The organism is Flavobacterium sp. (assembly GCF_031381455.1).
Classification (GTDB): Bacteria; Bacteroidota; Bacteroidia; order Flavobacteriales; family Flavobacteriaceae; genus Flavobacterium.
The window spans coordinates 14,178-37,247 of sequence record NZ_JANMXZ010000021.1; the positions used below are offsets into that span (position 1 = coordinate 14,178).

Annotated in this window: 23 protein-coding genes; 7 read left to right on the plus strand and 16 right to left on the minus strand. The window is 33.5% G+C overall.

From position 1 onward, the window contains the following. Nucleotides 1-115: 115 nt before the first annotated feature. The 10 genes from RMN97_RS05735 to RMN97_RS05780 all read right to left on the minus strand — a co-directional run bounded on the left by RMN97_RS05735 (nucleotide 116) and on the right by RMN97_RS05780 (nucleotide 12,681). Nucleotides 116-979, minus strand: a complete 864-nt coding sequence (locus RMN97_RS05735) for an RNA polymerase sigma factor RpoD/SigA (RefSeq protein WP_007137700.1) — start codon at nucleotides 977-979, stop codon at nucleotides 116-118. Nucleotides 980-1,112: 133 nt separating this feature from the next. Beyond that, nucleotides 1,113-1,793, minus strand: a complete 681-nt coding sequence (locus RMN97_RS05740; protein ID WP_309613566.1) for a hypothetical protein — start codon at nucleotides 1,791-1,793, stop codon at nucleotides 1,113-1,115. 201 nt (nucleotides 1,794-1,994) lie between these two features. Beyond that, a complete protein-coding gene (locus tag RMN97_RS05745) occupies nucleotides 1,995-5,567 on the minus strand; it encodes a DUF2339 domain-containing protein (protein ID WP_309613567.1) in 3,573 nt (1,190 codons plus the stop codon). A gap of 108 nt (nucleotides 5,568-5,675) precedes the next feature. Then, on the minus strand, nucleotides 5,676-7,169 hold the full coding sequence (locus RMN97_RS05750; RefSeq protein WP_309613568.1) for a hypothetical protein: 1,494 nt from the start codon (nucleotides 7,167-7,169) through the stop codon (nucleotides 5,676-5,678). Then, the gene (locus tag RMN97_RS05755) at nucleotides 7,159-7,713 is read right to left on the minus strand and encodes an RNA polymerase sigma factor (protein ID WP_309613569.1); all 555 of its coding nucleotides are present in this window, start codon (nucleotides 7,711-7,713) and stop codon (nucleotides 7,159-7,161) included. The genes RMN97_RS05750 and RMN97_RS05755 overlap by 11 nt, the downstream gene beginning before the upstream one ends. 19 nt (nucleotides 7,714-7,732) lie before the next feature. Further along, nucleotides 7,733-8,116, minus strand: coding sequence for a hypothetical protein (locus tag RMN97_RS05760; RefSeq protein WP_309613570.1), 384 nt, complete (start codon nucleotides 8,114-8,116; stop codon nucleotides 7,733-7,735). Between the two features lie 357 nt (nucleotides 8,117-8,473). Continuing rightward, nucleotides 8,474-9,394, minus strand: a complete 921-nt coding sequence (locus tag RMN97_RS05765) for a C1 family peptidase (RefSeq protein ID WP_309613571.1) — start codon at nucleotides 9,392-9,394, stop codon at nucleotides 8,474-8,476. Nucleotides 9,395-9,513: 119 nt separating this feature from the next. Continuing rightward, on the minus strand, nucleotides 9,514-11,697 hold the full coding sequence (locus RMN97_RS05770) for a polyribonucleotide nucleotidyltransferase (protein WP_309613572.1): 2,184 nt from the start codon (nucleotides 11,695-11,697) through the stop codon (nucleotides 9,514-9,516). A 152-nt stretch (nucleotides 11,698-11,849) separates the two neighbouring features. Then, on the minus strand, nucleotides 11,850-12,119 hold the full coding sequence (gene rpsO, locus RMN97_RS05775) for a 30S ribosomal protein S15 (RefSeq protein WP_309613573.1): 270 nt from the start codon (nucleotides 12,117-12,119) through the stop codon (nucleotides 11,850-11,852). Between the two features lie 106 nt (nucleotides 12,120-12,225). Then, nucleotides 12,226-12,681 (minus strand): GAF domain-containing protein, encoded by a 456-nt coding sequence (locus RMN97_RS05780; RefSeq protein WP_309613574.1) that lies wholly within the window; start codon nucleotides 12,679-12,681, stop codon nucleotides 12,226-12,228. A gap of 70 nt (nucleotides 12,682-12,751) precedes the next feature. On the opposite strand from RMN97_RS05780, the gene xrtF reads away from it, so the two are divergent. The 7 genes from xrtF to RMN97_RS05815 all read left to right on the plus strand — a co-directional run bounded on the left by xrtF (nucleotide 12,752) and on the right by RMN97_RS05815 (nucleotide 18,283). Further along, a complete protein-coding gene (gene xrtF / locus RMN97_RS05785; protein WP_309613575.1) occupies nucleotides 12,752-13,309 on the plus strand; it encodes an exosortase family protein XrtF in 558 nt (185 codons plus the stop codon). Then, nucleotides 13,284-13,748, plus strand: a complete 465-nt coding sequence (locus RMN97_RS05790) for an exosortase F system-associated membrane protein (protein WP_409024878.1) — start codon at nucleotides 13,284-13,286, stop codon at nucleotides 13,746-13,748. Before xrtF ends, RMN97_RS05790 begins: the two co-directional genes overlap by 26 nt. 57 nt (nucleotides 13,749-13,805) lie before the next feature. Further along, a complete protein-coding gene (locus RMN97_RS05795; RefSeq protein ID WP_309613577.1) occupies nucleotides 13,806-14,207 on the plus strand; it encodes an HYC_CC_PP family protein in 402 nt (133 codons plus the stop codon). 51 nt (nucleotides 14,208-14,258) lie between these two features. Beyond that, a complete protein-coding gene (locus tag RMN97_RS05800; protein WP_309613578.1) occupies nucleotides 14,259-16,280 on the plus strand; it encodes a TonB-dependent receptor domain-containing protein in 2,022 nt (673 codons plus the stop codon). A 124-nt stretch (nucleotides 16,281-16,404) separates the two neighbouring features. Continuing rightward, on the plus strand, nucleotides 16,405-16,731 hold the full coding sequence (locus tag RMN97_RS05805; protein ID WP_409024879.1) for a heavy-metal-associated domain-containing protein: 327 nt from the start codon (nucleotides 16,405-16,407) through the stop codon (nucleotides 16,729-16,731). A gap of 62 nt (nucleotides 16,732-16,793) precedes the next feature. Continuing rightward, a complete protein-coding gene (locus tag RMN97_RS05810) occupies nucleotides 16,794-17,516 on the plus strand; it encodes a DUF2490 domain-containing protein (RefSeq protein ID WP_309613580.1) in 723 nt (240 codons plus the stop codon). 83 nt (nucleotides 17,517-17,599) lie between these two features. Next, nucleotides 17,600-18,283, plus strand: a complete 684-nt coding sequence (locus RMN97_RS05815) for a VTT domain-containing protein (protein WP_309613581.1) — start codon at nucleotides 17,600-17,602, stop codon at nucleotides 18,281-18,283. Between the two features lie 69 nt (nucleotides 18,284-18,352). Here the strand turns inward: RMN97_RS05815 and groL are convergent, their stop codons facing one another. The 6 genes from groL to RMN97_RS05845 all read right to left on the minus strand — a co-directional run bounded on the left by groL (nucleotide 18,353) and on the right by RMN97_RS05845 (nucleotide 23,035). Further along, on the minus strand, nucleotides 18,353-19,981 hold the full coding sequence (groL, locus tag RMN97_RS05820) for a chaperonin GroEL (RefSeq protein WP_309613582.1): 1,629 nt from the start codon (nucleotides 19,979-19,981) through the stop codon (nucleotides 18,353-18,355). A 121-nt stretch (nucleotides 19,982-20,102) separates the two neighbouring features. Then, the gene (gene groES / locus RMN97_RS05825; RefSeq protein ID WP_309613583.1) at nucleotides 20,103-20,378 is read right to left on the minus strand and encodes a co-chaperone GroES; all 276 of its coding nucleotides are present in this window, start codon (nucleotides 20,376-20,378) and stop codon (nucleotides 20,103-20,105) included. A gap of 120 nt (nucleotides 20,379-20,498) precedes the next feature. Further along, entirely contained in the window at nucleotides 20,499-20,831 is a 333-nt protein-coding gene (secG, locus tag RMN97_RS05830) for a preprotein translocase subunit SecG (protein WP_309613584.1), read from the minus strand. Between the two features lie 3 nt (nucleotides 20,832-20,834). Next, nucleotides 20,835-21,650 carry a tetratricopeptide repeat protein gene (locus RMN97_RS05835; RefSeq protein WP_309613585.1) on the minus strand — a complete coding sequence of 272 codons (816 nt, stop codon included), beginning with the start codon at nucleotides 21,648-21,650 and terminating at the stop codon, nucleotides 20,835-20,837. Nucleotides 21,651-21,659: 9 nt separating this feature from the next. Next, entirely contained in the window at nucleotides 21,660-22,163 is a 504-nt protein-coding gene (locus tag RMN97_RS05840) for an LptE family protein (RefSeq protein ID WP_309613586.1), read from the minus strand. A gap of 41 nt (nucleotides 22,164-22,204) precedes the next feature. Further along, on the minus strand, nucleotides 22,205-23,035 hold the full coding sequence (locus tag RMN97_RS05845) for a hypothetical protein (protein WP_309613587.1): 831 nt from the start codon (nucleotides 23,033-23,035) through the stop codon (nucleotides 22,205-22,207). Between the last annotated feature and the right edge of the window lie 35 nt (nucleotides 23,036-23,070).

The window sequence follows — 23,070 nt, forward strand, 5'->3', positions numbered from 1 at the left end:
GAGATTGCTTCGTTCCTCGCAATGACATAAAAGTAAAACTCCGGTAATCAGCCGGAGTTTCAATCATCAATCAAAAAACGAACAGTTAATCAGACTGTTGTTATCGTAATTAGGATTAACCTAAATATGTTTTTAAAATTTTACTTCTTGAAGTATGTTTTAATCTACGGATTGCTTTTTCTTTAATCTGACGAACACGCTCGCGAGTTAAATCGAAAGTTTCTCCAATTTCTTCTAATGTCATTGGATGTTGATCACCTAAACCAAAGTACAAACGCACAACGTCTGCTTCTCTTGGTGTTAAGGTTTCTAAAGAACGCTCAATTTCGGTGCGTAATGATTCGTGAATTAATTCTCTATCTGGATTCGGAGATTCACCAGAACGTAAAACGTCATAAAGGTTAGAATCTTCTCCTTCTACAAGAGGCGCATCCATTGATAAATGACGGCCAGAGTTTTTCATAGACTCTTTTACATCATTCACAGTCATATCAAGTTCTTTTGCAATTTCTTCAGCAGAAGGCGGTCTTTCATTAGATTGCTCTAACAAAGCGTACATCTTGTTGATTTTATTGATAGAACCAATTTTATTCAAAGGCAAACGAACTATACGAGATTGTTCAGCTAAAGCTTGAAGAATCGATTGACGAATCCACCAAACGGCGTATGAAATGAATTTGAAACCACGAGTTTCATCAAAACGTTGTGCCGCTTTGATAAGGCCTAAGTTTCCTTCGTTAATCAAATCGGGAAGTGTTAAACCTTGATTTTGGTATTGTTTTGCTACAGAAACGACGAAACGTAAATTGGCTTTTGTCAATTTTTCTAACGCTTTTTGGTCTCCGGCTTTAATCTTTTGTGCCAACTCTACTTCTTCATCTGCAGTAATTAAGTCAACTTTTCCAATTTCTTGTAGGTACTTGTCTAGGGAAGCAGTTTCACGGTTCGTTACCTGCTTGGTGATTTTGAGCTGTCTCATTAATTTGTCTCCTTTACTTTAAAGTGTTCAAGTGGTTGTACGGTATAGTTTTTAAAAAGTTACAAAATAATAACAATTTAATAAAAAAGCCTTGAAATATTCCAAGGCTTTTAATTCTTAAACTGTTTTATTCCTATAATTTTCTACTACCTGACCAATTACCAGTTTCAGATGCGGAGTTTTGCCAAGTTCCACTTATGTTGTTATTATTTTGGCTTCCAGAAAAAGTTCCACCTTCAAAACTTCCGGCAATAGAGTTGCCACTTAACATACCGCTTAGTGGTATTGAAGAATCGTCTCCAGAAGATTTTCCCAATCCTTCAATTTCATTTCCTTCTATAATAAAATTAAATGTGCCTGAATCATCTCCACTGAACGTTCCAACATAGCATTTAACTAAAGAATCTGAAAATTCTTTTAAGACAATAATAGTGGCATTAGGATGACCGCTTATAGTAATATTACTTACAGTGGGATTGTCACCGCCAGAATCTACGCTGAAATCAAAAGAAGAACTTCCATTTGTAAATGTTAATCCTGAGATTGCAGAATCTAATGTAACTGTTTCTGTTGTTGTGTAGGTGGAAGTTGATCCATTAATTGTCAATGTTGCGGATAATCCTCCTTCATTATTTATATTAACCAAAACTGTTCCCGTCGAACCAACAAAAACACCTTTGTAAATTCCATAATTACTGCTGTCATACATTGTTCTTGCATCAGGTGTGGTTGTTAAACTAGTTCCCGATGAGCTGTCACTAGAACATGAAAATGTTATAGCTCCAAAAATTACTGTTAAAAAGATTTTTTTCATAATAAATTGATTTTATATGCGTTAGTTAACTTAAAGTTAACATTTTATATTTAAAATTAACATAAATTTCGTTTAAATGATAAAAAAAATCGTTCAACGGCAAAAATGAAATAAAAAAATAAAATAATAATTTTGTATTCTTTTCAAAAATTTTAAGGAATAAAACCCGCAACTCAAAATTATGAATTGGTGTTTGTTTTTTTAATCAAATCGGTCTTTATATTTTTTGAATAAACTATTCATAATAATTAAAACGATTCCAACACCAAGTAAAACTAAGGCTCTGATTAGAAAATCAGTATTTGATAAATCGAAGAACATTAAACGAACGACGCACAATCCAACTAATGAAAGTGAAACGTATCTAAAGTATTTCTCTTTTAACAAAATCCCTAAAATCAATAATCCTAAGGCTTCTAAAATCCAGAAGAAAGTTAGAATTCCTTTATCGAAAGTTAAGTATAAGAAACAGCCAATGCTCAGCGTTGCAGGATAAATCAGTAAACTGTTTTTGAGTTTATAGTCTTCCAGCCATTTGTAAGCCAAATAAATATAGACCGCCAAAAGCGAAAATATTAAAAGATAAACCGCCAGAAATTTCGTTTCATAAAAATTAAAACTCAAAAAGCCCAAATGCAAATTGGCTAATAAATAATAAACAATACTAATGTTCTTTTCCTGACTAATTTTTTTGTGATATAGATACAGATTTACAATGGCAATCGAAGCCCAATATATTGGCAGCCATTTGTGCTCCAATTGTGAAAACATGATTATAGACAGCCAAACATTTAATACAATTTGGTAGTTTGACTTCAAGGAATCTATAGTTTCTTTTTTGTTTAAAAGAATGGTTAAGACCAATCCTAAAGTAACGCTTCCGAGTTCTAAAACCCAATCCAACACATTGAAATTATTTAGTTTGTCCAGACTGTAATAAACTGAAATTACAACGGCTAATAACGCAACCATTGGTGCAAAATGAAATCTGATTTTGATTTTATCCGAAGAAATTAACCAAAAATTGACTAATGCCAAAAGCATAAATAATAATGGTAAATAACTTACTTGAACTTGAATGAAGAGTAAAATTAGTATCCAACCGTTTTGAATGTAAGGCAGTGTGATACTGAACTTTTTACCTTTTTCATACTGAGATTTGGATTGCAAATAAGCATAAACAATAGAAATCAAAATAACAATAGCTTGTGTTGTATAAAGCATGTTTTTATTGACTAAGTCAATCTTATCTAACGCAACATAAATTGGCAAAACAAAGCTTCCTATTAGCAGTAAAAACGAATAGTTATTATAGCGTTTGAATTCTTCGAGCTTTTGAAATCCGATGAACATTAGCACAGCGATTCCAGCTAAATAAATTGTGGTGAACTCAATTTGCATACAAGAGAATCCAAAAATCAGAGCATTAAATATCAAAAACTCTGAATTGAGTAGGTTGAAATTTCCCCAGCTAACAATGGTTTCATTGGATTTGTTTTTTAATCTTTTGGCAAACAACACATAAGATTCAACAGTTGAAATCCCTAGACATGTTAAACCAATTTCAAGATTGGTTAAGTAATGAGTATTAAATAAGAAGAAGATACTTGCTCCGATAGCAAAGAAAAAATACGCTACATAAAGCACAACTTGATTATCCTCTTGAAGTAATTTTCTTTTGAAATTGTACCATAAAAATTCGTGGTTCAAAATGGCAATAGCCAACAAAGTAAATATATAGACTATTTCCTGGTCGAGTAAATATTTATATGAAACAAACAACAATAAAGCATTCATTCCAACTATGGCTATAAATCCGATGAAAGTCTCGTCTTTGTAAAAGCGCTTTTCGGTCCAGTTGAAAGCAATAACAGCGAATAAACCCAAAGCAAAAGTCCAATCAGAATAATTTTCTTCTTGGGTTTTAATCAAAAGAATTCCAATTATAATACTTAAAGTCAAAAAGAACATTCGTCCGATGTCAAATGTATTAGCTTCGAATTTTTTTCTCAAAAAGCACCAAAGTAGAGCGGTAAAAATAACCACATAGTAGAAAGCATTGTTATCTAATTTGGTTTTACAACTTAAAAATAAAAAGACAAAAGAGCCTATTGATACCAAGCCATTCAAGCTTAAATTTTTGGCCACAAAAAAAGAATCAACGCTTAAAAAATCTTTTTTGTTATTCGAATAAACAGGAACTGCCAAACCTATAACGGCTAACATTGAAATAGAAACTAGTGTGTTAGTAATTAAAGTAGGTTCTAATGAATCACTATTTAAAAGTATCAGGAACAACAGTAATCCAACTGCAAAAACATGATTAATTCCAAGGAAAATTTTATGCAGCAAAACTTCTTTTTCTTTGTAAACCACAAATAAGCAAACAATCGTAAGAAGGTATATAATACAAGCAATTATATCAACGCCAATGTTCCAATCGTTGAGCATTATGATGCTTAAAGCAAAAAGCACGAACGAAACCATTCCATCTAAATGATACAGCCAAAAAACATTTTTCTTTCTTGCCTTCAGTGCCATAAAGAAGCAAATAACAGCGCCGCCGAAGAGTACAAAAGTTTTAAAATGACTTCCGGTTGAATGTAAAATCAAACCCGTAGCAAATAAAATCCAGTTGGTTAAATGTGTGATAAAGGCCGCTTTGTCAAAACGTGTATTTTCATAAACACTTCGGTATTGCATAAACATACAGCTGGCCGCAACGACTATGATTCCGATGATAGCAAAAATGTTTTGGGTAGCCGTTAAAGTCGTTCCTTGCGCGTTGAACCAAATGTCAAAAATGATAAATGCTATGATAACCACAAGCAGGTGGTATTCCCATTTTTCCTTGAAGGAAAGAACAATTCCAATGGCACTGGTTATCGCTGCTAAAAGAATAGTAGCTAAGACTTTTTCGGGAATAACACACAGAATCAGTATGCTTAAAATAACATGCAGCGATAGAAATGTTTGTTGTTTTATAATATAGCCAACGTATAAATTGAGGCCAATTCCAAGTCCAATTAAATAATAACCTGCAACACCATTTGATATAAATGAAAGCGCCGGAATTTGAGACGCACCAAAGCAACCAAACAAGAACAAACTCGCTCCGGCACTTCGAAGCCATAAGCCTGTTTTCTCCCATTTTTCTTTCTTCTTCAAAATATAATAAGAGCCAATCAACAATCCTGCATAAGCCCACAGAATCAAAATTCTGAAAAGCGGTGAAACTTTCAGTGCCGTATAAATGCTCAAATACCCAATGCCAAGAACCATAATCGCAGTTCCTAAAATTCCGGTCCAGTTGTCGGCAAATTGCTTTTCGGTTTTCTTTAAAAATAGTGAAAAAGCACTTTCAACATATACTTTTTCCGCTTTTGGTTTATCATAAACAGGAAGCGGATGACTTTCGTAGTTTAAGATTGGAATTTCTTCTTCAGTCTTAACCTCAATCAGTGTTGCATCAACTTCAATGCTCTCTTCTTTTGGTAAATCAGCCTCTGTAATAGGAGTGAAGTAGGGCTTCGTTTCTTCAACTAAAATCTCTTGAGGCTTACTTTGCTCAATAGGCGGAATTATGGTTTCGATTTCAATATTCTTCCCGGAAATCGCTTTTTTAATGGCTTCAATTTCTTTTTTAAGTGACTCATTTTCTTCACCGTGTCTTTTTAGAATGGTTTTTAAGAAACTGGTTTCACTTTTTAAATTCGATAAATTGATGAAGAGTATAACGATACAAACAGCGAATACAAGAGTAAAGAATTCCATAGTTTTTGGTTTGATTATTTCAAATATAACTATTCTGACTATTGGAAATCAAAAACCCCAATTCAAAATTTTGAATTGGGGTTCTTTACCACAATTATAACCAACCAATTAATTATTAAGACTGTATCGAATTCCGGTATGAATTCCGAAAAAATACGGTTTGAAATCGCTGTTTGAAAAAGCCTTTATTTGATAATTAAACATCGGTTCAACAAAGATTTTCGTGTTTTTGAAGAGCGGATAATCCATTTCTAAACCAAGATTTACCGATATAGATGTGCCCGATAAATTCCTTGTTTTTCCAATATCCTGACTAAAACCGGTATCTGTTTTAATACTTATTTTATTTTCATTGAGGTATAAAAAGTTGAAACCAAAGCTCGATTTCATCCCTATTTTTTTGTCCAAAAATTTGTATTTAAATTCTATTGGAATTTCCGTATAGCTTATTTTTTGAATTATGTCCACTATTGCGGCTCCATTTAATGGAAAATGGTCACTATTAAGAATACTTTGGTTTGAAATGTTTGGATTATAATCAATGCCACTATAATTTGACACATCTATAGGAGCATTTTTGGTTATGTAACTTATATTGATTTTGCTGTAGCCAATTCGGACGGATATTTTTTCAGACAAATCATAAGTCAATCCAGATCCATAACTGAATTTGATTTCTGATTTTGTAGAAAGTGAATCCAAACGACTGTCAAGTGTAGAACCTTTTGAAAAATAGCCATACATTGTTGGAGAGGCGAAGACATCAACATAGAATTTCTTGTAAATTTCTGCATTCTCTTTTTTGATGCTATCCGCAGGATACATGTTGATATTTATCGTTTTCTCTTTCTCTTTTTTGGTAATTGAATCCGTTTTTTTGGTTTTTACTTCCGAAGTTAAATCGCCTGAATTTTCGCTTTGCAATGAACTTAAATCAAAAAGTGTCTCCACTTTTTTAATTGAATTGATTTTGGCAGAACTTAAGTTTTCTTTTCCTTTTTTTGATTTTTTCTTGGATTTTTTTGCCCAACTACTATTTTCTTTTTTGTTTTTTGCTTTCGAAAATAAATTGGTTTTGTTCTTTCCTGATATTGAAGAAATGCTATTTGAATTGCTTTTTCGACTTGAGTTTGACAAAGCATTTACAGTTTTATTGTTTGCAGAATTTGCTTTATTAGCTGTAGCTTTTCCGCTGATATTATTTTTGTTATTGATGCTGTTGTTGCTTTTGACTGCATTTTCATCATCAATTGAAATGCTACTGTTTATATTGGTTTCGTCGCTGTTAATTTTTGAGTTTTCATCATTTGAACCATTTTTAAAATTTTTTCCATTACTGCTATTTTCTTCAATGATTTCTTTTGAATTGCTTGGCGAACTCGAAGTAAAACCACCATTTTGATGATAAATATATAAACCAGCAATGGCACCAACAAGTAGTAAACCAAGCGCTTTTCCCCAAAAGAAAAAGAAACCAACTCTTCTTTTTTTCTTCTTTTGAAGTTCATAACTAATGCCACTCCAAACTTGTTCTTTGGGAGTTTTGTCCAATGAGTTCAGCTTGTCGCTAATGTCTTTTCCTATATCTTTTTTATTTTCCATATTTCATATTTATGTTATGGACAGCTTTGTTTGCTCTAATTTGTTCTTTCAAAGTCATTTTGGCCCGATGCAAATTTGATTTTGATGTTCCAATGCTGATGCTCAGCATTTCGGCAATCTCGTTATGCGAATAATTGTCTAACTCATACAAACAAAAAACCAATCGGTATTGATTAGGCAAACCTTGAACTAACGCCAGAATATAATCTAGTGAAAATTCATCCAATTCATTTTCTTCAATTTCTGTATCAGGATAGTTTTTATCACTAATAGAAATCAGCTGATAGGATTTTTTGTAGCTGTCAATTGCTTTGTTGATGGTAATTCTTTTCATCCAGCCTTCAAAAGAACCGTTGCCTTTATATTGTTTGATATTTGTAAAAATCTCAATAAAGGCATTGTGCAAATTGTCTTCGGCTTCCGTTTCGTTTTGACAATACTTTAGACACAGCATAAAAAGAGTGCTCTTATACAAATGGTATAACTCTTCTTGTGCTTTGCTGTTTTGCTTTTGACAGGATTTTATTAATTCTTCTAAATTCAAATTAATTTTGAGATTATTTTTATAGTTTAAATATATCTAGTCTAACTTCACATAATCCATATGTTGGGTTTTCAGCAGTGCAACTAATTTTGCCTGAAGTAAAATTAGAATTAAATTTAAACTTTGCTGTATTCCCATTAGTAGAAACTAATGTTATAGAACCATCTAGAACTTCCCAAGATATTGTTGGGTTAAGGATTGATGTGTTTGAAGTGTAAGTGTAAGTTTTATTTGGAATAACTTTAAACCTGCCAGAAAGCCCACAACAGGTTCCGATATTTGGTGGACATAAATCAGTTACATAGTTTTCTGGAGTGTTTTCATCACTGTAACCATCATTTGAACAGTTACTAAACAAAATTAACAACATGCATATTGATATAATTTGATTTATTTTTTTCATGATTAGTTTTTTAAAGTTAATATTTAGTAGTCTAAATAACATAAAAGGTTGCGTAATATTTAATTCTAAAAATGAAAACTCTTATCAATTTTCGATTCAATTTTTGGTGTAACCTTCGAGTTAATAAAAAAGTTTTTGTAATGCGTCTGGTGGTTTTCAGTATTAAACCTCCTTTTCATAACTATATAATCCAAGCCAATTGTTGTTATAGGCATTAGAGGCATCCGTTTCGTTTTGACAATACTTTAGACATAGCACAAAAAGAGTGTTTTTTTACAAATGGTATATCTCTTCTTGTGCTTTGCTGTTTTGCTTTTGGCAGGATTTTATTAATTCTTCTAAATTCAAAATATGTTGTTAATCAAAAGCTACATAGGCGCCTAATAGTCCTCCTTTATAATCGGGGTTCAAAGTGTCTATAAAAAAATTATAACTTATCCAGCAATATCCATCATTGCTCCAAGCTGTTCCCCACGAATTTATAACTTTAAATGCATTTAGTTCATCATCATAACCTACGATTAACATAGCATGATCTCCGTAGTGATTTGAGGAACTATATGATTGATAAATATAGATATTTTCTTCATTTCTTGGTGTTGAATTAACAAAATCATTATCTAATTTCATAGCAATTATCACAGGATTACCTTGTGAAATCAAATTCTTAATTATATCTCTATGTAAATATAGATTACCGTTAATTATTGTTTGTGAACTAATAACATATCCTTGCGAAATTTTATTGGGAACTGCATTAGAAAACTGTGATGCATTTGGTAAAATAGAGCAATCCTGGGCGTTATAAGGAAAATCAGACCAAGTACAGGCACCTTTTCTCTTAAGTAGTAATAATGCACTTTCTATACAGGTTCCGACTGAGCAATCAACTTTAATTTGATTAAAAACAAAAGCTGGACTCATCAGAGTGTTGAAACTATACTCATATCCATATTGAATTTTTTCCTGATAGCTTTTAAGATAATAAGTTGTTGCCCATGCGACACAGCTTCCTTGAGAACCTTGGCTTCTAACAGGTGGCATAAGAGGTGACAGATCCTGTGAAATGGGTAAATGTTCATCAATTACTATAGAATCCAGTATAAATGGACTTTCATCTATACCGGCACAACCTATATTTAATCCAGTTGATGTTGGGTCATTTGGTGATTGTTCTTCTATAGGTTGTTCGATTATTGAGAAATCAACAGGCTCGTTTTCACAGCTTACTATTAATAGTACTATTATGCCGAGAATGTATTTGTTGTAGCTGTTCATTGAGTGTAGTTTTATAGTAAAGTCTTTAACTTAAAAAAAGGTTGCGTTGCCAGTTAAAATAAAAACAAAAAACCCCGATTCAAATTCATGAATCGGGGTTTGTTTATAGTAAACAAATATTATCTTTTGTCATCTCTTCTTTCAGGACGTGGGCCGCGATCTTCTCTTGCAGGAGCATTTTCATCTCTTGGAGGTCTCGGTAAAAGTGCTTTTCTTGACACTTTTTCTTTTCTAGTTTTTGGGTCAACACCTAAGTATTTTACTTGGAAAACATCACCCATATTTACTACGTCAGTAACGTTTTCTGTTCTTTCCCAAGCCAATTCTGAAACGTGTAATAAAACTTCATTTCCTGGAGCTTCTGTATATTCTACAACTGCACCAAAGTCAAGCATTTTTATTACTTTCACTTCATAAGCTTCACCCATTTGAGGTTTGAAAATGATAGAATCGATTTTTGCCAATACTGCTGCAATTCCGTCTGGATCTGTTCCAAGGATTTCAACAACACCTTGCTCATCAACTTCGTTAATAACAATCGTACAACCAGTTGCTTTTTGTAATTCCTGTATCACTTTTCCACCAGGTCCGATTAAGGCTCCAATGAAGTTTCCTGGAATAGTACGCATGATAATTTTTGGAGCGTGAACTTTAACGTCAGCATTTGGTTTAGCTAATGTTTCAGTCAATTTCCCTAAAATATGTAAACGTCCGTCACGAGCCTGAGCCAAAGCCTGCTCCATGATTTCGTATTTCAATCCGTCAATTTTGATATCCATTTGACACGCTGTAATTCCTTCTGAAGTTCCCGTTACTTTGAAATCCATATCACCTAAGTGATCTTCATCACCTAAGATATCAGACAAAACTGCGAAACGATCACCATCAGTAATCAATCCCATTGCAATTCCGGAAACCGGACGAATCATTTGAACTCCAGCATCCATCAAAGCCAATGTTCCGGCACAAACTGTCGCCATTGAAGACGAACCGTTTGATTCCAATACTTCAGAAACAATTCTGATTGTGTATGGATTTTCAGCAGGAATCATGTTTTTCAATGCACGTTGTGCCAAGTTTCCGTGACCAACTTCTCTTCTTGAAGTTCCTCTTAACGGACGCGCTTCTCCTGTAGAAAATGGTGGAAAATTATAGTGTAAATAGAATTTTTCTTCTCCTTGTTCAGATGGCGAATCAATTTGGTTAGCTTCTCTGGATGTCCCTAAAGTTGCTGTTGCCAATGCTTGAGTTTCTCCACGTGTAAACAATGCCGAACCGTGAACTGATGGTAAATAATCTACTTCACACCAAATTGGTCTGATTTCTGTAGTTTTTCTTCCGTCTAAACGAGTTCCTAAATCAAGAGTTACATTACGAACTGCTTCTTTGTTGACTTTGTAGAAATATTTTCCAACTAAATCACCGTTTTCAGCTAATTCTTCTTCTGTAAACAATGCTTTTACTTCTTCTTTTACGGCATCAAATGCAGCTGAACGTTCTTGTTTAGCCGAACCTTTGCTCGCAATAGCATAAATTTTATCATAAGCCGCAGCTTTCACTTTAGCGTGAATGGTTTCGTCTGTTCTATCTTGGTCATAAGAACGAACTTCTTTTTTGCCAAAAGCAGCCTGCAAACGTTCTTGCGCAGCAATTTGGTTTTTAATATGTTCGTGTGCAAATTTAATTGCTTCTACCATTTCAGCTTCTGAAATCTCTTTCATTTCACCTTCTACCATTGCGATAGAATCAGTTGAAGCTCCAATCATCATATCAATATCAGACAATTCTAATTGTGCGCGACTTGGATTGATGATAAATTTACCGTCAATTCTTCCAACTCTGGCTTCAGAAATTAAAGTTTCAAAAGGAATGTCAGACAATGCAAGTGCAGCCGAAGCGGCTAATCCTGCTAATGCATCTGGCATTACATCTTCGTCATGAGACATTAACTGAATCATAACCTGAACTTCTGCATGGTAATCTGATGGGAAAAGCGGACGCAATACACGGTCAACTAATCTCATGGTTAGCACCTCGTTGTCACTTGGACGTGCTTCTCTTTTAAAGAAACCTCCAGGAAAACGTCCTGCTGCTGCAAATTTTTCGCGATAATCTACCGTTAATGGTAGGAAATCGATTCCCGGACTTGCTTTTCTTGAGGATACTACTGTTCCTAAAATAACAGTTTTTCCAATTCTAACTACTACAGATCCGTCAGCTTGTTTTGCTAAACGACCTGTCTCGATTGTGATGCTTCTGCCATCACCTAAATCGATTTTTTCTACAAATAATTGTGGAATCATAAATTTTTTCCTTTTTAATTTTTACATTGGTTCCTGCCTGTCGACAGAGTAGTTGTGTTGTAGTAGTTGTTGTTTGTAACCCAATGAAAAACCGAAACTTTTCTTCTTTTTAACCTAAAAAAAAGAGGCGCGTGGGCACCTCTTTATATTGATTATTTTCTAATATTCAATTCTTTGATAATCTCACGATATCTGTTAATCTCTGTTTTCTTTAAGTAATCAAGAAGACTTCTTCTTTTACCTACCAAAAGTACTAACGAACGCTCAGTGTTATAATCGTGACGATTTTTTTTCAGGTGCTCAGTTAAGTGAGAGATTCTAAATGTGAACAATGCGATTTGTCCTTCTGCTGATCCAGTGTTTTCTGCTTTTCCTCCGTGTTTAGCGAAGATTTCTGCTTTTGTTTCTTTACTTAAATACATTCCAATATTTCTTTAAATGATTATTATGTATGAATAGAGGTTTTCTCAATTCGTGTGCAAAGATAATCTTCTTTTTCGATTAGGCAAATAAAAAGATAGTCTTAACTTAAAAAAGTTTGGCAACTTCCTGATTTACAAATTCTAAAAAGCGTTCGTCGGCTTCTGTGAACGGATCGATAACATGACTGTCGATATCGATTTGACCAATATTTTTTCCATTTACAAAAAGCGGCACCACAATTTCTGACTTAACTGTAAAGCTGCAAGCAATATAATTGTCTTGAGAAGCAACATCGGGAACGACAAAATTAGCATTCGATTCGGCAACTTGTCCGCAAATTCCTTTTCCAAATGGAATTATAGTATGGTCTGTTTCGGCACCAACGTATGGTCCAAGATGCAACGTTTTGTTTTCGTGATTGGCAAAATAAAATCCAACCCAATTGTAATAATGAATATTGTCCGATAAGAATTGGCAAAGGTTTTTCAATTTCACATCTCTTTCAGTATTTGCTTCAGAAAGAATAGTAATCACTTGTGGTTTTAAGCTTTCGAAATTCATTTTCAATTTTTTATGCAAATGTAACGACTGAACTTTTTTTATTTTATATAAATTTGTTAAAAATTATCTTTTGAAAAATCTGCTACTGCAATACAAACCCTTTTTACTTTTTCTTGGAAAATTTATTGTCAGTTATTTGATTTTGACATTCATGTATCAAACCTATCTGAATCGTTTTGATGAGCATAATGCAGAAGTAGATTCTTTTACACAAATTGTTGCTGAACAATCGGCAACTGTTTTGTCTTGGGTCGATTCGAATTCTTATACCATGCCACATCAGACAGAACCGACAGTAAAATTATTTTATAAAGGCAAATATATTTCTCGAATTATTGAAGGCTGCAACGCCTTAAGTGTGATTATTTTATTTATTTCATTCGTAATTGCATTTAGCGGAAAATTCAAAAAAACTATTTTGTTTATCGTTTTTGGAACTGTTTTAATTCACATTTTAAATATTGGAAGAATTGCACTTTTGTGTATAGCACTTTATAATCTTCCACAGTATGAGCATTTGTTGCACGGTGTGATTTTTCCGTTGGTGATTTATGGCGTTGTGTTTTTGTTATGGGTAATTTGGGTTAATAAATATTCGTTATATGCTACAGATGTTGATAAGAAATAAAAGTAAAATAGGCTGGTCTGTGTTTCTGATATTACTATTGGTTTTAATTAGAGCATTTGAAGACACATTATTTTACGATCCGTTTCTAAATTATTTCAAAGACGAATATGCGCATTTACCGTTTCCACAAATTAACATTTTCAAATTGTTTTTTAGTTTGGGAATGCGATTCTATCTCAATTCGGTGATTTCATTATTACTATTGTATGTGATTTTCAAAGACAAGCAAATTGTAAAATTCTCAGCGCTTCTTTATATGATTTTAGGTTCTGTATTAATGGTTAGCTTTATTTTTGTCCTAATTTCTTTTGGCGAAGAAAGTAAAATGACGCTTTTCTATATCAGACGGTTTTTGATTCAACCGATTTTTATTTTGCTTTTCATTCCCGGATTTTATTACCAGAAACACTCGAGCCAAAGGCGAACAGAGCGAAGCTAGATTAAAAAATAAGCTAACTTTAAGAAACTAAGTGTTTCTTTTTGCTAACTTTGCACCATGATTTTTAAAAAGCACATAAGTATACTTTTAACTTTTTTCCTATTGGTTTCCAATTTAGGATTAGCGTTCAATATACATTATTGTGATGATGAAATCGCTTCAATAACTATAAATGCAATCCCAACTGTTGAACAAGCTTTTGATGAATGCTGTGGAATTATTGAGGAAGATTCAGAATGTTGCAACGACAAAGTCATTAAAGCCGAAATTAAATCAGACCAGATTATTGTTAAATCGGTATCATTTGACGTTGATTTTATTCCAGTTACTTATGACTGGAAACTTGCCATTTTTGTTCCAAAAACCAACTTCAAACAAAGAGATAATCTTACTTATTATTGCGATGCTCATCCACCGCCTTTGTATCTCTTATACAGCCAATACACCTTTTACGCCTGATTTTAGTATTCGATAAGTACTCACTTAATCACGAATATTAAAATTTAAAAAATGAAAAATACAATATTGTTCCTTACATTGTTGGTTTATGTCGTCACTTTTTCACAAGAAGATATCAAAAAAGATACTCTGAAAACGGTAAAAGTTCAAGCCAATAATAGAGGACTAAAAAAATCAATTTCCGGAACGGCAAATACAACGCTTGTTACCAGTAAAGAATTGCTCAAAGCAGCTTGCTGTAATCTTGCAGAAAGTTTTGAGACTAATCCATCCATTGATGTCAATTTTTCGGATGCTTTGACCGGAACTAAACAAATAAAAATGTTAGGTTTGACTAGTCCATATATTATGATTACCGAAGAAAATATTCCTTCGGTTCGTGGTGCTTCTCAAGCTTACGGATTGTCATTTACACCCGGAACTTGGGTTGAAAGCATTCAGATTACAAAAGGCGCGGGCAGCGTTGTCAATGGTTACGAAAGCATTTCGGGACAAATCAACACCGAATTAATTAAGCCTATAAAAGACATTCCTTTTTTTCTGAATGCCTATGGCTCGACTGATTCCCGTTTTGAATTAAACACGCATTTCAATAAAAAAATATCTGATTATTGGGCAACGAGTTTGTTTGTACATGGCAATACACGAGTTTCCAAAAATGATATGAATGATGATGGATTTCTCGATAATCCATTAGGGAAACAATTCAACATAGCTAATCGTTGGCAATATTCCAATCCGAATACAGGTTGGGTTTCGTTTCTGAATCTTCGTTACATGAATGATAAAAAGCAAACGGGAGAACTCGATTTTGATCCAGACAGAGACCGTTTGACGACCAATTATTGGGGTTCAGAAATCAATACTGAAAGAATCGATTTCAGCTCTAAAGTGGGATATGTTTGGAAGGATATGCCATACCAAAGTATTGGATTTCAAAATGCTTTTAGCAATCACAATCAGCAATCGTATTTTGGTTTGAATCAATATGATATCAAACAACAAAGCTATTATTCAAACTTAATTTTCAATTCGATCATTAACAATACGAAGAACAAATTTGCTACAGGTTTGAACTTTACTTATGATAAATATTCCGAGTTTGTTAATCTTTCAGATGTAAGTAGAATCGATAATTCTGTTGGAGCTTTCTTTGAATATACTTATGATAACGGAGATAAATTCAGTTATATACTTGGCGGACGATTAGATTACCACAATAGATTGGGCGCATTTTTTACGCCGAGGCTGCACGTTAAATATAATCCTTGGGAAAAAGGAGTCTTGCGGTTTTCTGCCGGAAGAGGAAAGCGTGCTGCGAATATTTTTGCCGAAAACCAAAACCTTTTTGCGAGTTCAAGAACATTTTCTATTTTGGACACGAATGGAAAAGTTTATGGTTTAGACCCGGAAATTGCTTGGAATTACGGTCTGAGTTTTACTCAAAGTTTCAAGTTTTTTGGAATGAATGCTGATACGACTGTTGATTTTTACCGAACTGATTTCCAAAACCAAGCGGTTGTTGATGTTATGAATTCGCCACAACAGGTTTTGTTTTATAATTTAGATGGAAAATCATATGCCAATAGCTTGCAACTCGATTTCAATTTGGAAATTATCAAGCATTTGAATTTGAGAACGGCTTATAAATATTATGATATTTCGACGGATTATCTTTCCGGAAGTTATCAAAGACCGTTACAAGCAAAGCATCGGTTTTTTGCCAATATAGAGTTTGCAACACACATTGTAGAACACGGCAGACAATGGAAATTTGATTATACTTTAAACTGGCTTGGAAAACAGCAATTACCTTATACAGCGAGTAATTCAACAGAAGACAGATTGCCCGAGTTTTCGCCTTCATTTGCAGTGATGAATGCTCAAATTACCCGAACTTTCTCGAGTACCTTTGAAATGTATATTGGTGGAGAAAACATTGGGAATTACCGTCAGGATAAAGCAATCTTAGGAGCAGATAATCCTTTTGGGCCCAATTTTGATACGTCGATTGTTTATGCTCCGGTTTTTGGTCAAATGTATTACGCAGGATTACGATTTAAAATAAAATAAAAGACAATAGCAATTGCAATATCAAAATACAATAACAATAAAAAAATACAAAAAAATGAAATCGAAGATTCACGAACACCAAAAAAACAATTTTAAAATTGTGAGTAAAAATATAGTTTTAGGAATGATGTTACTGTTTGTAGCACTTTCAGCACAAGCACAAGCACAAGATAAAAAAAATAAAAATGCCAAATATGAATTTGAAGTCAATGGCAATTGTGAACAATGTAAAAAAAGAATCGAAAAAGCAGCATTTTCTGTTGCTGGTGTAAAATCAGCAGTTTGGAATATTGAAACTCATGAAATGGCTGTTATTGTAAACGAAGAAAAATGTTCATTACTTGATGTAAAAACGGCGATTGCGAAAATAGGTCATGACACAGAAGAAGTTAAAACCACTTATGAGGTATATGCGAAGCTTCATAGCTGTTGTAAATATGAAAGAAAATAATTTTAAAACTCCTTAATTTTTAAGGAGTTTTTTTTATGCTTATTTTTACAAGAAAAAAGGAATTGAAAAAGATAGGAATCGTTTTGTTATTGTTGATTTATAACAATTGTTTTTCTCAAAAAACAGTTCAAGACCAAAGAGTTTGGTTTGCTTACACAGGACAATATAAGGTTTCTGAAAATTGGGGCTGTCACATTGAAGCTCAATTCAGACTTGACAATCAACTGCAACAAAATCTTCAAAATTTATTTAGAATTGGCGGGATCTATTATTTGTCAAAAACTAAAACTATAAGTGGCGGCTATGCTTTAGTTAATACTTATAATGCTTCGTTAGCTAAGTTTTACAGAGAAAACAGGTTTTGGGAACAATACCAACTCAATGAAAAATGGAATGATAATAAGAACACTATCATTCACAGATTTCGACTAGAACAACGATGGGTTGAGCAATTAGCGACTGAAAGTAATGTTACGAATTATCAGAACAGATTTCGCTATTTGAACAGAAATTTATTTCACATCGCAAATTTAAGATCAAGTAACGAAGAAGTTTATGCTATTGTTCAGGACGAATTTTTTCTGACTTTGGGCAACAATGTAATCAATTCTAAAGTTATCGATCAAAACCGATTTTTAATTGGACTGGGATTGAATTACAACAATAATACACGTTTAGAGTTAGGTTATATGAATCAGTTTGTTACGTCTAGTGCTGGTAATTCTGCAATGAATCATACAGTTTCAATATTATTACTTCAAAATTTAGATTTGCAAAAGCATTAGTTATCGATTTGTGAAATATAACAGTTATCCCAAAAAAAAACAGTATTTTCACGCTCGATTTTATACACTTAAATTTTTACTCTATGAGTAGTTTTGACTGGACACAATTATTAAATCCCGAGTTTTATATAAACTTTTCAATTGGTGAAACAAAAATTGGTTTGTGGATTGTATTGTTTATTGTTTTTGCGGAAACAGGTTTGTTTGCTGGATTCTTTTTGCCTGGAGATAGTTTACTTTTCTTAGCTGGAATTTACAGTCGAGACTTAATTGAAAATTTCACATTCATTAAAAGTGACGTAATTAATGTTGTTCTTCTATCAACTTTAATTGCTATAGCGGGAATTTTTGGAAATATGATTGGGTATTGGTTTGGTTCCAAAAGCGGTTATTATCTATATAAAAAGGAAGACAGTTTTTGGTTCAAGAAAAAGTATCTGATTCAGTCTAAAGATTTCTTTGAAAGATATGGTGGGAAAGCTATCATTTTTGCGCGTTTTTTACCAATTGTCAGAACCTTTGCGCCCATTGTAGCCGGAATAGTGACTATGGATAAAAAGAAGTTTATGTTTTACAATATTGTAAGTTCGTTCCTTTGGTCGTTCATCCTTGTTTTCTCCGGGCATTATCTTTACGGAATGTTTTTAGAGAAATATGATATTGATTTAAAACATCACATTGAGAAAATCGTCATCGGAATTATAGTGATTTCTACCTTTCCGGTTTTCCTGAAGATGATAAAGAAAACACCAAAACAAGAAGAATAAAAAAAACGCCTCAAGAAATTGAGGCGTTTTTAAAATATATACTTTGCACTTTGTATCTAGTACATTGAATTACATCATTCCCGGCATTCCACCGCCCATTGGCATTCCACCTGCGTTTTCTTCTTTGATTTCCACCAAAGCACATTCGGTTGTCAATATCATTCCGGCAACTGAAGCAGCATTTTCTAGAGCCACACGCGTTACTTTTTTAGGGTCGATGATTCCTGCTTTTAGCATGTCAACATATTCGTCTGTTTTGGCGTTATAACCAAAGTTTGCTTTTCCTTCAGAAACTTTTGCAACTACGACTGAACCTTCTAATCCAGCATTTTCAACAATCGTTCTCAAAGGAGATTCCACTGCACGAGAAACAATTTGAATTCCAGTAGCTTCGTCTGCATTGTCGGCTTTTATTTTGTCTAAAACAGATTTTGCTCTTAATAAAGCTACGCCACCACCAGCTACGATTCCTTCTTCAACTGCAGCTCGAGTAGCATGCAGCGCATCATCAACACGGTCTTTTTTCTCTTTCATTTCTACTTCAGAAGCAGCACCAACATAAAGTACGGCAACACCGCCAGCCAATTTAGCCAAACGCTCCTGCAGTTTTTCTTTATCGTAATCAGAAGTCGTTGACTCCATTTGACCTTTGATTTGGTTTACACGATTTTTAATCATGTCAGCCGTACCGGCACCATTTACTAAAGTTGTATTGTCTTTATCGATAGTTACTTTTTCAGCAGTACCCAACATTTCTAAAGTAGTGTTTTCTAAAGTATACCCACTTTCTTCAGCAATGACAGTTCCGCCGGTCAAGATGGCAATATCTTCCAACATCGCTTTTCTTCTATCTCCAAATCCAGGAGCTTTTACCGCGGCAATTTTCAATGCACCACGTAATTTATTTACAACCAATGTCGATAAAGCTTCGCCATCAACATCTTCAGCAATAATCAATAATGGTTTCCCAGATTGTGCAACTGGTTCTAATATTGGTAATAATTCTTTTAGAGAAGACACTTTTTTGTCATATAAAAGAATGTATGGTCTTTCTAATTCCACTTCCATTTTCTCTGGATTCGTAACGAAATACGGAGACAAATATCCTCTGTCAAACTGCATTCCTTCAACAACATCCACGTAAGTGTCAGTTCCTTTGGCTTCTTCCACAGTGATAACACCTTCTTTACCTACTTTTCCAAAAGCAGTCGCAATCAAATCACCAATCACTTCATCATTATTTGCGGAAATAGAAGCAATTTGCTTTATTTTTTCAGAATCGCTTCCAACAACTTGAGCTTGTTTTGCAAGGTCAGTCACAATAGCTTCAACTGCTTTATCAATTCCACGTTTTAAATCCATCGGATTAGCACCGGCAGCAACGTTTTTCAAACCTTCTTTTACAATTGCTTGAGCCAAAACAGTTGCAGTTGTAGTTCCGTCACCAGCTAAATCGTTGGTTTTTGAAGCTACTTCTTTTACCATTTGTGCACCCATGTTTTCTAATGGATCTTTCAATTCAATTTCTTTTGCAACGGTAACACCGTCTTTGGTAACGGTTGGCCCACCAAATGATTTTCCAATAATTACGTTACGACCTTTTGGTCCAAGAGTTACTTTTACTGCATTTGCTAATGCATCAACGCCACGTTTTAAACCGTCGCGAGCTTCAATATCGAATTTTATATCTTTTGCCATAATTTGTCATTGCGAGGAACGAAGCAATCGCAGCCTCTTTTATTAGGTTATTTTTATTTTAATTATAAGTTACCACTTCCGAAATTTAGGGATGCCCTTGGGATGACACTTGATTTAAGATTTAGATAATTGCAAGAATATCATCTTCACGCATGATTAGGTAATCTTTTCCATTGAACTTCAAATCAGTTCCAGCATATTTTCCATAAAGAACAACATCGCCAACTTTAACCGTTATTGGTTCGTCTTTTTTACCGTTTCCAACAGCTACAACAGTTCCTTTTTGTGGTTTTTCCTTTGCCGTATCTGGAATAATGATTCCAGAAGCTGTTTGCGTTTCCGCAGCAGCAGGTTCGATAATAACTCTGTCTGAAAGAGGTTTAATATTTAATGCCATAATTATATTTTTATGTTATTTTAATGTTGGTTATCGCTAGTCAGAAATTGTGCCAAGCGACATTTTTTCTAAAAAAAATGCCAGCATGTCAGTGCTGGCATTATATTTTTTGAATACAAATTATTTTTTTGGAGTCTCAGCTGGTTTAGCCGGAGCTGGAGTTACAGTTTTTGGAGCAGCTGCTTCTTTATCATTAATGATTTTTGAATCAGCATCACTCAGACTTCCTGAGAAACTTAAGCTTGACAATAAAATTAAAATGATTAATATACCTGCTAAGGTCCAAGTACTTTTATCTAAAAAGTCAGTTGTTTTTTGAACACCACCCATTTGTGTTGAACCACCTAATGAAGATGATAAACCACCACCTTTAGGGTTTTGTACCATAATTACTATGATTAATAAAAAACAAACTATTGTTATTAATACTAAAAAGATTGAAAATGTGCTCATTACTTAATTATTATTTTGTTGTAAAATTTTAATATCCGAAATTCGGTTTGCAAAGAAACTACTTTTTTCTGGATATTTCAAAATTAATATTTCATAGGCTTGAATTGCTTTTGAATATTTTTTTTGTTCTAAATATACTCTGGCTAAAGTCTCGGTCATCAAGTGGGAAGTGTCTTCCGAAATGACTTCTATTACTGGAACTGTAGCGTCTTTTGCTATTGGTGTTATTTTCGGATTGTTCTCGATGAATTTGTCAATTAAATCTAATTTTTTCTTTTTTGCATCATTAACTGAAGGTTTTATTTCTTCTCTGACAATCGGTTTTAATCGTGACAATTGCAACCATTCCTGAAAAGAATGCTTCTCGTTTTTAGAAAACTCTAATGGTTTACCGATTGCTAATTTTTCTTCTGCTTTTTGTTCTTCTGTAGTTGAAGCTTCTTTGATAGAAGTTAAAATAGATTGTTCTAAAGCATCAACAAAAGGCTGATTAGCTTCCACAATGATATGTTCGCTTCCAATGACACTCATATTCATTAGTTCTTCCAGCTTCTTTTCGTACAAGCCTTTTTGTACAGATACAAAAGAATCGGAAGTGATAAAATCGAATAAAATGCTTCTATCTGTAGTATAAGCAGCGGAAACTTTCAGGGCATAATTATAATTAAAACTATCTTGATTATACAGATGCTTTAACTTCAATACACGCGCACTTTGAAAATAAGGGAATGCAGTCAAAACGTTGTCCAATGTTTCAGCGTACCTATCATTGATAGCGTCAGGTTTGTTGAGTAGATATGTGTAATCTGTTAAGTTCATCGTGTCAAATTACCATTTGGCTAAAGACTCATTAAAAACATCTTGTGTTATGCGCTCAAAAATTTCATCAATATAGTCGTTTAATACCGAGCCAGTGGGAAGTGAACTTCCTTCATAATCTCTGTAAAAAGAGAAACGTCTCTCAAAATTGTCGGCTTCTTTATTTTTATTACTAAAACGAACCATAACAGAAATAGTCAATCTACTTTGAGCGGCAGTTTGAGAAGCAGTGGCTTGCATTGGTGATATTCTATATTCTACAATTTCGCCTTCATAAAGTAGATCACCATTGGAATTGGTCAAATTCAAGTTAGTTTGATTCTGAATAATTTCCTGTAGTCTGATCGTGAATCTTCGTTCAATTCCGGGTTCAATTAAATCGGCAGTATTCTGAAAATAATTCACTTGAAATGTCTTTGCATCTATTGGCTTAGCACCAGTAAAGTTATAAACAGAACAACTGTTTACACTCAGAGTAATGATGAAAATTGAAAGTATTTTTAAAAACTTCATGGTAAAAATTAAAGACCGCTAAAGTAATTCTTTATTTTGAATTATGGAAGAATATCACCTTGGTAGTAATAATGGGAGTTGGTATAGGTAGATTCAAAAACACTATTAGAAAAATTTTCTTGTGTTAGTAATTCTATTTTATTGCTGGGGTAAAATAACATTCCAAAAGAATGAGTCTCAGGATCTCCTACTGCATAACTTTGATATTCTTTTATATTATTAGAAGAAATTCCGGTGTTAAAAAAATTAGGTTCTAGTATTGATTTTATCCTTAATACTTGGAGTGTAGCAATTTTTAATGGGTTTATAACCGTTCCGTAATTAAAGTTTACTTCAACTTCACTCATATTATTCCCAAAACCTGACATGCTGAGCATATTGTCATTTTCATAAGTAAAAGAAAATTCGGTTAGAATATCATCGCCTTCATCAGGAAAATCAAAAAAATCGGAATAATGTGTTGCAATCCCATCAGCATTTAAACTACAAGAAAAACTTTCATTTCCTATGGTATAGTAATAACGATTTTGTGAGACATTATAATTGTATTGTTTTCCGTTAATACTCACGATTCTATTGCTTGAATTGTAGCTAATAATATAATTTTCTGTGGGTGAACCGGAATTATATTTTATATCTTGTATAACATTGTTATTGCTATCGTAAACAAATAATTCTATTAACTCGTTGTCAGCATTGGTTATACTAGTTAATAATCCCTCCGAATTAAAATTCCAACGTTGCTCGAAAGTTGTACCCGGATAAAAATCGACCCTTTGTAATAAATTTGGATTGCTGACAGAACTGTTTTCTTCGCTGCTACAAGAGAATAACGTTATCGTTAAAACGCAAAGGGCGATAATTTTTTGCATGACTATAAATTTGGTTGGCGTAAACATAAAAAGGT

What these genes read in the sequence shown, in the direction of transcription:
- RMN97_RS05735 (WP_007137700.1), bottom strand. Translation starts at nt 979, where the DNA reads ATGAGACAGCTCAAAATCACCAAGCAGGTAACGAACCGTGAAACTGCT.
- RMN97_RS05740 (WP_309613566.1), bottom strand. Translation starts at nt 1,793, where the DNA reads ATGAAAAAAATCTTTTTAACAGTAATTTTTGGAGCTATAACATTTTCA.
- RMN97_RS05745 (WP_309613567.1), bottom strand. Translation starts at nt 5,567, where the DNA reads ATGGAATTCTTTACTCTTGTATTCGCTGTTTGTATCGTTATACTCTTC.
- RMN97_RS05750 (WP_309613568.1), bottom strand. Translation starts at nt 7,169, where the DNA reads ATGGAAAATAAAAAAGATATAGGAAAAGACATTAGCGACAAGCTGAAC.
- RMN97_RS05760 (WP_309613570.1), bottom strand. Translation starts at nt 8,116, where the DNA reads ATGAAAAAAATAAATCAAATTATATCAATATGCATGTTGTTAATTTTG.
- RMN97_RS05765 (WP_309613571.1), bottom strand. Translation starts at nt 9,394, where the DNA reads ATGAACAGCTACAACAAATACATTCTCGGCATAATAGTACTATTAATA.
- RMN97_RS05770 (WP_309613572.1), bottom strand. Translation starts at nt 11,697, where the DNA reads ATGATTCCACAATTATTTGTAGAAAAAATCGATTTAGGTGATGGCAGA.
- rpsO (WP_309613573.1), bottom strand. Translation starts at nt 12,119, where the DNA reads ATGTATTTAAGTAAAGAAACAAAAGCAGAAATCTTCGCTAAACACGGA.
- RMN97_RS05780 (WP_309613574.1), bottom strand. Translation starts at nt 12,681, where the DNA reads ATGAATTTCGAAAGCTTAAAACCACAAGTGATTACTATTCTTTCTGAA.
- RMN97_RS05790 (WP_409024878.1), top strand. Translation starts at nt 13,284, where the DNA reads ATGCTACAGATGTTGATAAGAAATAAAAGTAAAATAGGCTGGTCTGTG.
- RMN97_RS05795 (WP_309613577.1), top strand. Translation starts at nt 13,806, where the DNA reads ATGATTTTTAAAAAGCACATAAGTATACTTTTAACTTTTTTCCTATTG.
- RMN97_RS05800 (WP_309613578.1), top strand. Translation starts at nt 14,259, where the DNA reads ATGAAAAATACAATATTGTTCCTTACATTGTTGGTTTATGTCGTCACT.
- RMN97_RS05805 (WP_409024879.1), top strand. Translation starts at nt 16,405, where the DNA reads ATGATGTTACTGTTTGTAGCACTTTCAGCACAAGCACAAGCACAAGAT.
- RMN97_RS05815 (WP_309613581.1), top strand. Translation starts at nt 17,600, where the DNA reads ATGAGTAGTTTTGACTGGACACAATTATTAAATCCCGAGTTTTATATA.
- groL (WP_309613582.1), bottom strand. Translation starts at nt 19,981, where the DNA reads ATGGCAAAAGATATAAAATTCGATATTGAAGCTCGCGACGGTTTAAAA.
- groES (WP_309613583.1), bottom strand. Translation starts at nt 20,378, where the DNA reads ATGGCATTAAATATTAAACCTCTTTCAGACAGAGTTATTATCGAACCT.
- secG (WP_309613584.1), bottom strand. Translation starts at nt 20,831, where the DNA reads ATGAGCACATTTTCAATCTTTTTAGTATTAATAACAATAGTTTGTTTT.
- RMN97_RS05835 (WP_309613585.1), bottom strand. Translation starts at nt 21,650, where the DNA reads ATGAACTTAACAGATTACACATATCTACTCAACAAACCTGACGCTATC.
- RMN97_RS05840 (WP_309613586.1), bottom strand. Translation starts at nt 22,163, where the DNA reads ATGAAGTTTTTAAAAATACTTTCAATTTTCATCATTACTCTGAGTGTA.
- RMN97_RS05845 (WP_309613587.1), bottom strand. Translation starts at nt 23,035, where the DNA reads ATGCAAAAAATTATCGCCCTTTGCGTTTTAACGATAACGTTATTCTCT.